Origin of the sequence: Wolbachia endosymbiont (group A) of Conops quadrifasciatus (assembly GCF_964027015.1) — a bacterium.
Taxonomy (GTDB): domain Bacteria; phylum Pseudomonadota; class Alphaproteobacteria; order Rickettsiales; family Anaplasmataceae; genus Wolbachia.
In genome coordinates, this window is sequence record NZ_OZ034722.1 from 591,480 (window position 1) to 605,033 (window position 13,554).

Here is a 13,554-nt window from a genome sequence, read left to right on the forward strand (position 1 = left end):
ATGAAGCAGAAACAATGCTACAATTTTTTTTTTCGATTTGCTACAGCGTTTTCCAGTACTGTATAACCTTCTTCAGAGTTATAAAAACATTTCAGATGAGCGTTTGCCTTCCTATCTAATAATAACTCGACAATTTCTTTATTGCCTTTCATAACAGCAAGGTGCAGAGGAGTACAACTATCTCTTCCGATTGCGTTAATATCTGCTCTATTTTGCAATAAAAGCTCCACATGATCTTTTTTATTCAATGAAACTGCAAGGTGAAGAGGGGTACTTCCTTCTATATTTTTAATTTCAAGAAAAGCGTCCCCTTTGATCAGCAATCCCAACGTTACTGTGTCAGCATATTTTACAGCCATGTGAAGAGGAGATTCACCGAGACGATTCTGGCAATTGATATCTGCACCGCATTGTAACAACTTTTGCATAACATCAAGGTGCTTATACTTTATTGAATAATGCAAAGGAGTGTCGCCATCGATATTCTGAGCATTAACATTTTTGCTCATAACTACAGCAACCTCTGCTATTGCTGTGGATTCATATTGAGAGGCAACGTGTAATACTGTATTGCCCTTTTTATTTACGGCATCAACGTTAGCATCATATTCCACAAGGAATAGAAATAAGTTGTAAAGATCGCGTTTTGCAGAGAAATGTAAAATTTTAGTACCAAATCTACTATTGATAATCTCTTTGAAGGCTGCACGAACTAATAAAGAAAGAATACTAGGATGTCTGAGGTGATAAATTTCCTTTGCAGCCTTTTTTAACATCTTTTCTATTGTCATAACAACCCCACAAAAAATGTGTTTGTATTCAAGTATGCAGCGACAAACATTTTTAAATTATTAACTTTTGCACTCACTTTTGGATTATTTTACGAATAAAATTCCCGCTTTGCTAGTGTTTTTTATTAAATATATAATATTTAAATAGAAATAGAGAGATATTTAAGCAAATCTATTAATATAGAAATCTATTATTTGGAAATTTGCTTAGATTCTTCTTTTATTGATTGGACCGATACATCTTGAATTTCTTCTTGTGGCTTTTCCGGTTCAGCTACTTCTTTAGATTCTGCCGCTAATTTGCGTTGTTTGATAACTTTCTTCAATGTTTTGACTGCGATGAAGTTAATACTGAAAACACATGCCGAAGTTATGGCTAATGCTGGAAAAGGGGCCAAATTGAACATCGGCAAAATTGCCACAATCGTACCAGATGTCAGTAAAAGCGCTAACTTTTTGCTTCCAATGATCTTATTTTTTTTAACCTTTATTGGGTTTAATTTTTTTGTTTTCCCTTTTAGCTTTTTGAAGCCTTTTTTGAACACGTTGCCTTTTTTCAGCTCTTTTTCTACGGGTTTTGTTTTGAAGCTTTTTATTTTTTCTTTTATTCCTTTTTTATCTTTTTTGACATTTTCTACTTTAGAGATCTTCTCCATCAACTTTAGAGGTTGCTCTATGGAATGTAGCGGTTTTGGCTTAGCTTCTTGCCCCTTAGTCACAGTTTTATATTTTTTGGGCGAAACTATGTTTTTTAAACCTTTCTTTACTTTGTGGTATAATTTCTTTAGTTTGCTCGGCATTTTTATATAAATTAAGATACGATATCGCAAAATTTATCGATTACTTTTTGATTACCTTCTATCATTGCATTTGCCTCCTGCCGCAGACATTTAATATTTTTAGGTGTTACATTATCCATCTCAGCCGATGCTATTGTCAGTTGTGATTGTATCCTGACGTATCTGTCGTCCATTACATTACCTAGTTGATAATTCACTACATCAAGGCTCGACGCAAACATCACATTTAACAAAGGTTTTATCCAGGCTATCTTCCCTAATTTCCTGTACTTTATTCGCTTAGAGAGTCTACCTGTACCAATTGACACCAGAACTATTTCTTCATTAGGGAAAAGTTTTTTGCTATTTGCATACGCACATGCCGCTGGGTTATTGGCAAATACTCCGCCATCTACTATTACCATTTCCTTTTGGTTAATTTTTAGATGTTTTGGTATGAAATAGGTAGGTGCTGCTGTTGTGGCTCTGAGCGCGTCTTTTAGTCTGACAAAATTTCTGTCCTCTTTCCAGCTTTTGAAGAAAAATGGGTAGTTATTATGAATATCATAACTTGTAATCAGTACCTTACTTAAGGTGTTTTTTAGAATATCGTCACCAAAATACTTCTCCAGTATCGACTCGATGTTTTCATATGGGTATTGTGCACAGTTAAACCAAGATAGTATTGATTGCCTAAAAAACGAAGACTTGAAAATATATGCCCCATATTCCTGGTAAAGCTCAACTAAATCATTTGCAGAGTATTGAGGGTTTCCTCGTTCATCTTTTTTACATAATCCAGCTACAACAATCCCACCGGTTGAAGTGCCTGCCATCAGATCAAAGATTTCAGCTATCGGTTTCCTTGCTCTCTTTTCTATTTCTGCTAGTATTATGGCTGGTATTATTCCTCTTATGCCTCCGCCGTCAACGGACAAGATATATTTAGTCATTGTGAAATGAAAATTTAGATAAAGATATTAAGGTTTAATTTTTCCGCTTAAAACTTGTAATTTAAACTCATCTAACTCCTCAGAAAGATTTTTTACCCGTTCTTCCAGACGATATACCGTAACGGTCAATCCGTTGTTCTGCTCTATAAATTTATCATGAATGTGAACCCGTAAATCTAGCTTTGCGAGCCACCAAATTGTTGCTACGGTCTGTACTACCATCGTTATAATTACTGCTATTGGAATCTTTTGATTTTGCATAATTTAATAATTTATTGTGGATAATTGTTGAAAATTTGTACTGTGTGTTGTACGTACGGTTTATTGCTCTGGCTTGTACTGCTTTTCTGCGTTATACAATAGATCTATAATTTCTCTGTAGGGCTTATTGTTTTCATTGCGCCGTAACATTATAGCAGCTAAGTCCCTTGGTGTTTGTCCATAACTTCTTACATTCGGATTTGCACCTTTTTGTAACAAAAATTTTATAACCTCTAAATTGCCTTGCTCTGCAGCATATAGTAGGGCTTTTGTAGCGTTAATATCGACTTTCTTTTCTATCAAAAACTGAATAATCTCTAAGCACCCTTTTTCTGCCGCATATTCCAATAAACTTCCCCAAAAATCTCGGTTCTCATAAACTTTTACTAAGTTTCTTTCTAAGAAAAGTTTCACAACCTTTTGACTACAATCTCCAACAGCAGTCTACAATATCTTTTCATAATTCTTAGCAGATTCAGCTTTTTCTAACTCAGCTTTCCTTTCAGTGTCAAAAATAAAGTAACTTATAATAATTACAACACCACCACCAAACATCACTAACCCAGTTATCAAATCCATCCAATCTGACTGATAATAGTGATCTTGATAGTAATCGTGTTGATAACGGTACCGGTTTGGCATATTTTGTTGCAATACTTTACACCGCATATAGCAATTGTTTGTGTAGTTTTTCTTAATTAACTCTGCTTATCGCTGCTTCTACCATAGTTTGGTACCCCCTATTATCTAGAATATGTTCTGCCCTTTCTATTACCCATTCGCCATCTATTTCTTGGCAAAACCCTGATAAATCTATTTTAGCTTCTGCAAACAACTCTGGATTGCCGGGTATTGTCATGTTTAATTTTGCTTCACCGCGTTTTAATCGTCTGAGCTTAGCACTTGCTGCACTAATTGCTGATTCTGCACTAGGATAAAGCTTATATATCGGATAACTTGGTTCTTCATTGCCTACTTTCTCTTCTATGGTTTCCCCCTTTTCATAACTATACCATTTTGCTATAACTGATCCATATTTACTACGTACATTAAAATTTACTTTCCAATTTATCACATCTTCAGGTGTCAGTACCGTTGTACCTAAAACCTTCCCTGTTGATGATTTTCCTCCTCCTTTTGGAATAAAAATTATATGTCCTCCTATAGGTTTTACCGTTGCTTCATGTTCATCTCCTATCCTTTTCAAAAAATTCATATCACTTTCATCTGTTTGAGTGATGTGTGATATAAATATATCTTCAAATTTTTGTGCAATTTTAGCTTCATATCCGTGCTTTTTTGTTATCTCTCTTACCAAATCGCCTAAAGTAATCTCCTTCCACTCTTTTGATGTTTTTTCTTTCAGCGATCCTCTTAAGTTTGCTGCTTGGCATTTGACCCTTAAAATCTGTGGTGGACTTTGTATCGTGATCTCACTTGCTGTATAAACTCCCATAGACAATAGCCCTGTCTCTTTATACCCCAGAAAAACTTTCAACTCACCCTTGAGCTCATTACTTCCATACTCAAGACATATTTCAGCTTCATCACTCGTTGTCCCTGATTCATCAGTAATATGCAGAGATATTAAGCTACTCCTTAAGGCCTCTGTAATAGAGTTATTTTCTGCTATTATGTTAAAATCTGGCTTCATTAATCTAAAATTTTTACAACAGACTTTTGTGATGTCTTTTGAATCTCAGGTAACTTGATTCTCAGTCCTGCAGGTAGAAAGCTGCCATAATCTGCAAGTCCAGGATTTTTTTCCAAGACCACTTCCACTGCTCCACTACTGTAACCATAATGCCTCCAACAAATGTAATCCAACATTTCGTTCTCTTTGGTAAAATAATAAATCACCTGTTATAACTTTTTAACTTTATTTGAAACTCAATTTTTCTTGGCAATCCACAGAGAAAAGATGACCCTTGTGTTTCTTCTATATTGGTAACTACAAAGTTTCCTAGTACCTTTCCTGAACCATCGACTAAAACATTTGGCTTTTTGATGTCACGCATATTCCTTAGTTGTTCTAAACTACCATTTTGACGATGTGGATAAATCACTCCTGTTAAATCAATATTCTCAATTCCTGAGCCAATACCCTGCAGTGATGTCTTTTCGATACATTCAACTGCATGCCACCTCTACTCTTTACTATACCTAAGGCTCACTGGATCAAATTTAAATTTTCCAAGTAACACTTAATACATCTCCTCCACCGTGTCAAAAAGAGCCCCTCTTGCTTGTTCTCTGAATCTTTCTATTACTGCATTGGCAATGCTATTGGTGTCTTCACCAGGCTCTGCTTTTACAATTATATTAAACGTTTGATTAAATGTCTGGTTATTTGACTCTTTCTTTTCAAATCTGTTTTTTTCAAATATTTCATTAACTTGATTACCTTCTATAGATTTTTTCTCCTCAATAAAGCTCTTGATTCTAACGTTATTTCTACTTCTCTCAGACATTTCTTTAATCGCACTATTATTCGACAGATTACTAGAGATGCTGCTCTTAAGGGGAGTATGGACTGCTTTTATTTCAGTAACAATACTTTTTCTTTTTTCAAATTCTTTCAGCGGACTGTTTTCAAATACTTTTCCAAATATACTACCGACAGTATTTCCCAGCCATGAAAACATCTCTCCAATGGGTTTTATTATCGATTTTATATACTCCCAGATGCTAGAAAAAAAGTTCTTTACCTTTTGCCAGTTGGTTATAACAAGTGCTGCACCTGTGACAAGTCCGGCAATTAAGAGTCCTATAGGGTTGCTAATTACAGCTAATGTTATTGCCCGCAGTCCCGTTACTATTACAGGTATGGCTGATGATAGTAAAGGAAAAGCTTTCGTTGCTAAGCTCAAAGTCGTAGCTTTTAAAACGCTCAATCCAGTAATTACTGCTGGAATGGTATATGTCGATAATGATATTAGTATCCCACGTAAAATAACCGAGAAAGTTGATATTCCACTTCTAAACAAATTCCATGCATAACCACTACTCACTACTAGAACTTTAAGACTTATTAGTGCTGCTATAGTACCCATGATTGCTTGAGTTAAAGTAGGATATTTTTCTGCAAATAAAGCTATACGTTCACTTCCCCATTTTAACCATTCAACTATAGGTTTTAAAATAGGCAACATCACTGAACCCAGATTCATACCAACTTCTGCTATCGAATTCTTCAGCAATTTTAATTTACTTGCTGTAGTGCTTGCTCGATCACTAAATTCTTCTTCCAATGATTTCTTAAGTTCTTCTTTATTAGCTAGTAAATCCAGCACTTTTCCATATTCATTTAAGTTTTCAAGTAGTAGTGCTATATCTTTAGACCCTGAACCAAAGAGTTTTAATAGAATATCAGGGCTATCTATTTTTTTCAAAATTTCAAAAACGCCTAGTAGTGCTTTTTGAGGGTCTTTCTTGATATTCTCCTCAAGCTCTTCTATATCTATCCCGATTTCCTCTAGTGTTTCTCTAAATTCATCTCCTTGCTCTCTTGCCGTTTGAAATTTGACCAGCACACCACTTATTATTTCTGCTGCTTTTTTTGGTTGTTTTCCTAAAATAATCAAGGCACTTACTAAGCCTGCTGTTTGTTCAATCTTCAAACCAAACTGTTGTGCCGCTCCACTAGCTATGTTCATTGCTGCCATCAGATCTTTTGCTTCAACAGTAGTATTGCTTGCAATATGGTTTACCAAGTTCCCCAGATCCTTCAGATCTTCTAAGCTCATTCCATAAATGCTATGAAGATTACTGACAGCACTTACTATTTCTTCTACACTCATACCAAAATTTACTGCCATTTTCGATACTGTTTCTGTAAATTCTAGAAGCTTTTCTTTTTCTTTAATACCAAGTCGAGCACCACTTGTAGTTATTTGTGCTAACTCTGCAGCAGATAGTGGTATTGTACGGGATAACTCCTTTATTCCCTGACCAAGTTCCATAAATCCTCTATCATTGGCTTCCTTCTCTTTAGAAAATTTTATCACTGCTCTGATATCAGCCATAACACTTTCATAATCAATTGCAGCTTTAACTGGAACCGCAAGCCCGAGTGCAAGCGCAGCCGTTTCCAACATTTGCGATTTAAAGTGCGCTTTTCTTCTCAAAAACATGTCCCGGTTTTTGATGGCTGAGTTTAACTTAGTATATCGCTTTTTTAGCACATCTAAAGAAGCACCTAGGTGTACAGTCCCAGAGTGTGATAGTATGATAAAATGTGAGAAAAAAATACCATCAAAGGAGGAATTATGGGACAAGTATTACATGGGTGTGCCAAAACAACAGAGACGATTCGTAGAGCAATACAAAATAGTAAAGAGAGCATAGCAAAACTCTCAAAGTATTATAACCTTAATCCAAAAACTATTATTAAGTGGAGAAAACGCTCATTCACTAAAGACGCTGATATGGGTCCAAAACATCCAAGATCAACTGTTCTAACTTTAGAAGAAGAAGCAATAATCGTCGCATTTCGGAAGCATACACTTCTACCATTAGATGATTAGACCTGCTGAGAATCAAGCAATAAAAAGAAGGAAAGGAGGGTGACTAAAATCAAGGTTAACTAAAAGGCGTGCTTAAGATTCACAATACCAGCAATAATATTGAACCTCAGGTTGTATTTTTTCTGAAAATTGCGGTAAACATGAGACATAATCTTAAATATCTTTATCTCACGGATCTTATTTTCTACTCTCATTCTAAATGATGCTAATCTTCTATTATGCTCTTTCTGCTCTGGAGTTAATGGCTTTTTACGATACTTTTTATATGGAATTATAACATTGCTTTGCAATTTTTGCCAACCTTGATATCCAGAATCGGCATATTTTATGCTATCGATTGGTAAATATTTTTCTTGTTTCCTTATGCGAAAATCATTAATTCTACCACGATATGAATTTGACACTGATAAAATTCTTCCACCTTCTTCGATAACAATCTCAGTTTTCATAGTGTTGGTTCTTTTTTTTCCTGAATATGATTTCTTCCGTTTTTTACTATCTTCTGGTCTCTGTATTTGCTGTTCTGTAACATCAGCCAGAATCTTCAGTATTTTTTCTGGTGTCATACTTCTATCTTTTGTTATAGTAACTTTTTTGGCAAGTAATGGCTCTATTTTCTTCAGTAACCTAAATACATTTGCGTTGTGAACATTGAACAGGCACCCTAAAAATCTATGTGTTATGTAAGTGCGATAGTACAAAATTACGCAAAATAACTTATCTTCTAGAGTTGGTAGTTGTGATCTTCTACCATGGCACTTTTTCTGTTTTTCAAGTCTTTCCCACCCAGACCTAACTTTTTCCACTACCTTTTCGAACTCCTCTATAGTTAAACCTGTTATATTACGAAAGTTTCTTGGGTGTTTCTTCATGTTATAGTAACTAAAGCTCATTTTTTTACCTTACTCAATCTGCTTATTCTTCTTCTACTTCTCTCACATTATTTTTTCAATCACCTTTTGCAGCAGGTCTATAGAAGTGCAACAATTGCAGCAAATAACATTATGATCTATAGCAGTAGCTTTTATACAGGGTTAAAGCCAGATCCACCACTAAAAGTATCAGAGTGGGCAGATAAGAATCGTCAGCTTTCGACCATAGCATCATCAGAACCAGGAAAATGGAGAACAGAGAGAACGCCCTACCTTAGAGAAATAATGGATTCACTATCTCCGTCTTTATCGGCTGAAAAAGTAATATTCATGAAAGGAGCACAAATTGGCGGAACAGAAGCTGGGAATAACTGGATAGGATATATAATCGACCAAACACCAGGGCAAATGCTAGTAGTACAACCAACAGTAGAAATGGGCAAGCGTTGGTCAAAGGGAAGATTTGCGCCGCTCATTGAAGATACACCATGTTTAAGGAGTAAAATAAAAGATCCAAGGTCGAGGGATTCAGGCAATACTGTGCAGAGTAAAGAGTTTCCGGGAGGAACGGTAGTAGTAACAGGTGCCAATAGTCCAGTGGGTCTGCGTTCAATGCCGGTAAGATATCTTTTTTTAGATGAGGTAGATGCATATCCAGGAGATTCAGGAGGAGAAGGAGATCCAGTTCTTCTCAGTATCGCGCGAACTAATACATTTACGCGGCGAAAAATATTCTTGGTTTCAACACCAACGGTTCATGGAATAAGCAGAATAGAGAAGGAATTTGAGAGTTCAGACAAACGTTACTTTTTTGTACCTTGTCCACATTGTGATCACTATCAGGTGCTGAAATGGCCACAGATAAAGTGGGAAGATAAAGAACCCTCAACAGCCCACTACGTTTGCATAGAGTGTAGGGGAGAAATAAAAAATCATCAGAAAACAGAGATGCTAGCTAGAGGTGAATGGAGAGCTACAGGGAAAGAAGGAAAAAAAGAGGCAAAAGAAGGGGCAAAAATAGGATTCCACCTTTCAAGCTTGTATAGCCCAGTAGGCTGGTATAGTTGGAAACAAGCAGTAGAAGATTATCTGCATAGTAAAGAAAATGAACAATTACTGAAAGTTTGGATAAATACAACACTCGGAGAAACCTGGGTAGATAAAGGAGAAGTACCAGACTGGAAGCAACTATTTGAGCGTCGAGAAAATTTTCCGATAGGTACGGTGCCAAGTGGCAAAGTAGTGTTGAAGGCAGGGGTTGATGTGCAAAAAGATCGTTTAGAGGCAGAGATTGTAGCCTGGGGAAGAAACCGAGAAAGTTGATCAATAGACTACCAGGTATTTGAGGGAGATCCGGGAGGAGAAGAAGTATGGGGAAAACTTTCGGAGTTATTAAATCATCATTTTATCGGTGAAAATGGTCTTGAATACATGATAAGCATGATGGCGGTAGATGCTGGGTATGCAACACAAGAGGTATACAATTGGGTAAGAAGTCATCAAGGGTCAGGGAGAGTAATGGCAGTAAAAGGGGCAAACAAAGCGCTAGTGCCACTGAGCAGCCCAAGTAGAGTTGATGTAACAGTTAGCGGACAAAAGCTAAAGAGAGGAATGAAGCTGTGGCCAGTTGGGGTATCGATATTAAAGTCAGAGCTTTTTCAGCTACTTAATGTTTTAACAGAAGGGGCGCCGGGGTATTGTCATTTTCCAGAGTATACACCTGAGTATTTTAAACAGCTAACCGCAGAGCAACTAATTACCAAAGTAGTAAAAGGATATACCAAACAAGAGTGGCAAAAGATAAGAGACCGAAATGAAGTACTAGATTGCAGAGTTTATGCAAGAGCTGCGTCTATTGCCCTGGGAATAGATAGATGGCCAGAAAGTAAATGGGAGAGTTTAGCAGGTGAAAAAGCTAAAAAGTCAAAAAGAGTGAGAAAAAGTAAGTGGCTGAGTGAGCAAAATGTACAGTGAAGAATACTTAGCACAAGTAGAAGAAGCGATAAAGAAGCTACAAAGCGGAGAGAGAGTAGTATCGATTGCATATGGTGACCATGTAGTTCGGTACGGGGAAGTTCAAATAAAGGATTTATTGGAGCTCAGGCAACGAATCAAAGCAGAGTTAAAAGTTGCAGGTGTGAAGCCAAAAAGAAAAATTGTTATTTCAACGAATAAAGGGATCATATAATGATAAAAATCGTTGAAAGGAACACTATGACAAAAATTATAGGAAAAGAATATACAGAATTTTTAGAGCAGTTGAAAGGTTATATTGCTACTAATCGTTACAAAGCAGCACTTGCGGTTAATAGTAAGCTTATTTTGCTTTATCATTATACTGGTACAGAAATCTTAAAACGGCAAAAAGAATATGGCTGGGGAGCGAAAGTTATTGAACAACTAAGTAAAGATTTGCGAGATGCTTTTCCTGATATGAAGGGGTTTAGCATTCAAAATCTAAAGTATATGAGAAGGTTTGCGGAAGAATATAGCGAAAACGAAATTCGTCAACAAGCTGTTGACCAATTACCTTGGGGTCACAATATCGTAATAATGTACGAAATTAAAAACAAAGAAGAAAGATTTTGGTATGCTAAAAAGTTGCGTGAACACGGCTGGTCTCGCAATATCTTGTCGATGCAAATTGAAACAAATTTGTATAAACGTGAAGGTAAAGCAATAACAAACTTTAGTAATAAGCTTACATCGCCTCAATCAGATTTAGCACAGCAAACGCTTAAAAATCCTTACGTATTTGATTTTTTGAGTCTTGGTAAAAAAGCGCATGAAAGGGAAGTAGAAAAAGCTCTTGTAGCTCACATAGAACGTTTCCTTTTAGAACTTGGTGAAGGGTTTGCATTTTTAGGAAGGCAGTACCATTTACAGGTTGAAGATAGAGATTTCTATTTGGATTTGCTCTTTTACCACGTTAAGCTTCGTTGCTATATTGTAATTGAACTAAAAGCAGGGAAATTTAAGCCAGAATACACTGGAAAGATGAATTTTTACCTTTCAGCAGTTGATGATTTATTAAGACAGCCAGGTGATAATCCATCAATTGGTCTTATCCTATATCGCTCTAAAGTTGGAGTTGTAGCCGAGTATGCATTACGTGACATGAACAAGCCAATAGGGTTAGCAGAGTATCAAATCACTGAAAATCTACCAGAAGAGGTAAAAACAGCTCTGCCAACAATAGAAGAGTTAGAAGCTGAATTATCGAAAGTTTCAGATAAGGAAAAGTAATGCTACTAAAATCATTCAAACAATTATTCCGCAAACCAAAAATCAAGAGCTCAGCCTGGGATGGAGCTGGATCTGGCAGAAGATTATTGCATTTTCAACCAGAATCAGGGAGCATAAATAGCTTACTCTCTCAGAGCCTTGAGCACTTACGTAGCCGCTCTCGAGATATGGTAAGAAAGAACTCCTATGCAGCAAAAATAATCGATACGATAGTGAGTAATTGCGTTGGGACAGAGATAAAACCGCAATCAAAAGCTAAAGATGCAGAGTTTAGGAAAAAAATCCAAGAATTATGGCTGAGATGGACAGATGAAGCAGACAGTAGCGGAGTGAGTGATTTTTATGGATTACAAGCTTTGGTTTGTAGGAGCATGATAGAGGGAGGGGAATGTTTTGTAAAACTCCGAACAAGAAAACGAGAAGATGGACTTTGTGTGCAGTTGCAACTGCAAGTACTGGAATCAGAGCATTTAGACAATAAGAGTAATCAAACCCTTGCCAACGGTAACGTAATTCGCAATGGCATTGAATTTAACCGACTTGGGCAAAGAGAAGCGTACTACCTATTTAGAGAACACCCTGGAGAAGGCTCGTTTGGCGAATCAGTGAGAGTGCCAGCAAATGATGTTTTACATATCTACAGGCTACTGAGACCTGGGCAAATACGAGTAGTACCATGGTTGTCCAGTGTGCTGTTAAAGCTCTATGAACTTGATCAATACGATGATGCGGAATTAGTGAGAAAAAAGACTGCTGCAATGTTTGCTGGGTTTATTACCAGACTCGATCCAGAAGCAAATATTTTAGGAGAAGGTGAAGCAAATGAGCATGGAGTAGCACTATCAGGTTTAGAGCCAGGGACTATGCAACTTTTAGACCCGGGAGAGGATATAAAATTTTCAGAACCATCAGATGTTGGAGGAAGTTATGAAGCATTCATGAAACAGCAGCTCAGAGCAATAGCAGTAGGCATGGGAATAACTTACAAGCAACTAACAGGAGATCTAAGTGGTGTCAATTATTCATCAATCCGAGCAGGATTAATAGAGTTTCGCCGGAGGTGTGCAATGTTACAGCATAACGTGGTAGTATATCAGTTTTGCCGGCCAGTATGGGATAGGTGGTTAGAATTAGCAATACTATCTGGAGAACTAGACGTAGTGTATGGTCCCAGAGTGTGATGGTAAGGATTTAGTATAAACAATTCAGGAGATTTTGTCCACTGAGAACATGTAAATTCAAAAGGAGTAAGACCATTAAGAGTTTTGAGTCTCTTTGCATAATTGTAAGCCATGACAAAGTCATAAAGATGCTTTGTGAGTTGCTGATGTGATTGGTAGTAGTATTTTTTAACAGTAGCATTTTTTAAAGTTTTGTTCATACGTTCAACTTGCCCATTTGTCTAAGGATGGCTGATTTTTGTTAGACGATGTTCAATATTATGTTCTTCACAAACTCTATCAAATATGTGTTGGAAAGCGTATTTATGGCGTTTCTGGTTGGTAAATTGTATACCGTTGTCTGTCAAAACAGTGTGGATTTTATACGGTAGAATTTTAATCAAATTACGTAAAAACTCAGCAGCTATGGGTTTTGTAGCACTTTTATGTAACTCAATATAGGTGAATTTGGATGTTCTATCTATAGCAACAAATAGATATAGTTTTCCCTCCTCTGTTCTGACTTCTGCAATATCAATATGGAAATAGCCTATAGGATATTTCTTAAATTTCTTTTTTGGTTTAGCTTCACCATCAACATCTGGCAGTTTGCTAATGTTATGTCTTTGTAAACAGCGATGCAGGCTAGAACGAGTTAAGTGCGGAATTGTAGACTGCAAGGCATAAAGGCAATCATCTAATGGTAGAAGTGTATGCTTCCGAAATGCGACGATTATTGCTTCTTCTTCTAAAGTTAGAACAGTTGATCTTGGATGTTTTGGACCCATATCAGCGTCTTTAGTGAATGAGCGTTTTCTCCACTTAATAATAGTTTTTGGATTAAGGTTATAATACTTTGAGAGTTTTGCTATGCTCTCTTTACTATTTTGTATTGCTCTACGAATCGTCTCTGTTGTTTTGGCACACCCATGTAATACTTGTCCCATAATTCCTCCTTTGATGGTA

13 protein-coding genes and 4 pseudogenes are annotated in these 13,554 nt (G+C 36.6%); 5 read left to right on the forward strand and 12 right to left on the reverse strand.

Annotated features, from left to right (window positions below):
- Positions 1 to 17: 17 nt before the first annotated feature.
- The 10 genes from AAGD69_RS03130 to AAGD69_RS03175 all read right to left on the reverse strand — a co-directional run bounded on the left by AAGD69_RS03130 (position 18) and on the right by AAGD69_RS03175 (position 6,917).
- Complete coding sequence (locus tag AAGD69_RS03130; RefSeq protein WP_341812165.1) at positions 18 to 791, reverse strand: ankyrin repeat domain-containing protein; 774 nt, start codon at positions 789 to 791, stop codon at positions 18 to 20.
- A 191-nt stretch (positions 792 to 982) separates the two neighbouring features.
- Positions 983 to 1,591 (reverse strand): hypothetical protein, encoded by a 609-nt coding sequence (locus AAGD69_RS03135; RefSeq protein ID WP_341812570.1) that lies wholly within the window; start codon positions 1,589 to 1,591, stop codon positions 983 to 985.
- Between the two features lie 11 nt (positions 1,592 to 1,602).
- The gene (locus AAGD69_RS03140) at positions 1,603 to 2,523 is read right to left on the reverse strand and encodes a patatin-like phospholipase family protein (RefSeq protein WP_341812571.1); all 921 of its coding nucleotides are present in this window, start codon (positions 2,521 to 2,523) and stop codon (positions 1,603 to 1,605) included.
- 27 nt (positions 2,524 to 2,550) lie between these two features.
- Positions 2,551 to 2,784, reverse strand: coding sequence for a hypothetical protein (locus AAGD69_RS03145; protein ID WP_341812572.1), 234 nt, complete (start codon positions 2,782 to 2,784; stop codon positions 2,551 to 2,553).
- Positions 2,785 to 2,844: 60 nt separating this feature from the next.
- Positions 2,845 to 3,198 (reverse strand): ankyrin repeat domain-containing protein, encoded by a 354-nt coding sequence (locus AAGD69_RS03150; RefSeq protein ID WP_341812573.1) that lies wholly within the window; start codon positions 3,196 to 3,198, stop codon positions 2,845 to 2,847.
- 30 nt (positions 3,199 to 3,228) lie between these two features.
- Entirely contained in the window at positions 3,229 to 3,426 is a 198-nt protein-coding gene (locus AAGD69_RS03155) for a hypothetical protein (RefSeq protein ID WP_341812574.1), read from the reverse strand.
- Between the two features lie 52 nt (positions 3,427 to 3,478).
- Entirely contained in the window at positions 3,479 to 4,438 is a 960-nt protein-coding gene (locus AAGD69_RS03160) for a phage late control D family protein (protein WP_341812575.1), read from the reverse strand.
- Positions 4,438 to 4,614, reverse strand: a complete 177-nt coding sequence (locus tag AAGD69_RS03165) for a tail protein X (protein ID WP_341812635.1) — start codon at positions 4,612 to 4,614, stop codon at positions 4,438 to 4,440. Before AAGD69_RS03165 ends, AAGD69_RS03160 begins: the two co-directional genes overlap by 1 nt.
- A gap of 26 nt (positions 4,615 to 4,640) precedes the next feature.
- Positions 4,641 to 4,850, reverse strand: coding sequence for a phage tail protein (locus AAGD69_RS03170; RefSeq protein WP_341812576.1), 210 nt, complete (start codon positions 4,848 to 4,850; stop codon positions 4,641 to 4,643).
- A 138-nt stretch (positions 4,851 to 4,988) separates the two neighbouring features.
- Complete coding sequence (locus tag AAGD69_RS03175) at positions 4,989 to 6,917, reverse strand: phage tail tape measure protein (protein WP_341812636.1); 1,929 nt, start codon at positions 6,915 to 6,917, stop codon at positions 4,989 to 4,991.
- Between the two features lie 135 nt (positions 6,918 to 7,052).
- Between AAGD69_RS03175 and AAGD69_RS03180 the strand changes: the two are divergent.
- Positions 7,053 to 7,307 (forward strand): annotated as a pseudogene (locus tag AAGD69_RS03180) (IS481 family transposase); the annotation flags it as partial.
- Between the two features lie 62 nt (positions 7,308 to 7,369).
- Here the strand turns inward: AAGD69_RS03180 and AAGD69_RS03185 are convergent.
- Positions 7,370 to 8,182, reverse strand: a complete 813-nt coding sequence (locus AAGD69_RS03185) for a transposase family protein (RefSeq protein ID WP_410529812.1) — start codon at positions 8,180 to 8,182, stop codon at positions 7,370 to 7,372.
- A 132-nt stretch (positions 8,183 to 8,314) separates the two neighbouring features.
- Between AAGD69_RS03185 and AAGD69_RS03190 the strand changes: the two are divergent.
- The 4 genes and pseudogenes from AAGD69_RS03190 to AAGD69_RS03205 all read left to right on the forward strand — a co-directional run.
- Positions 8,315 to 10,156 (forward strand): annotated as a pseudogene (locus AAGD69_RS03190) (phage terminase large subunit family protein).
- Positions 10,146 to 10,370: a gpW family head-tail joining protein gene (locus AAGD69_RS03195; RefSeq protein ID WP_341812577.1), complete on the forward strand. Its 225-nt coding sequence runs from the start codon at positions 10,146 to 10,148 to the stop codon at positions 10,368 to 10,370. Before AAGD69_RS03190 ends, AAGD69_RS03195 begins: the two are co-directional and overlap by 11 nt.
- A gap of 26 nt (positions 10,371 to 10,396) precedes the next feature.
- On the forward strand, positions 10,397 to 11,428 hold the full coding sequence (locus AAGD69_RS03200) for a YhcG family protein (protein WP_341812578.1): 1,032 nt from the start codon (positions 10,397 to 10,399) through the stop codon (positions 11,426 to 11,428).
- A pseudogene (locus AAGD69_RS03205) lies at positions 11,428 to 12,588 on the forward strand (phage portal protein); the annotation flags it as partial. The gene AAGD69_RS03200 and the pseudogene AAGD69_RS03205, both read left to right, overlap by 1 nt.
- Here the strand turns inward: AAGD69_RS03205 and AAGD69_RS03210 are convergent.
- Positions 12,522 to 13,535: pseudogene (locus AAGD69_RS03210) on the reverse strand (IS481 family transposase). The pseudogenes AAGD69_RS03205 and AAGD69_RS03210 overlap by 67 nt on opposite strands.
- Positions 13,536 to 13,554 lie beyond the last annotated feature (19 nt).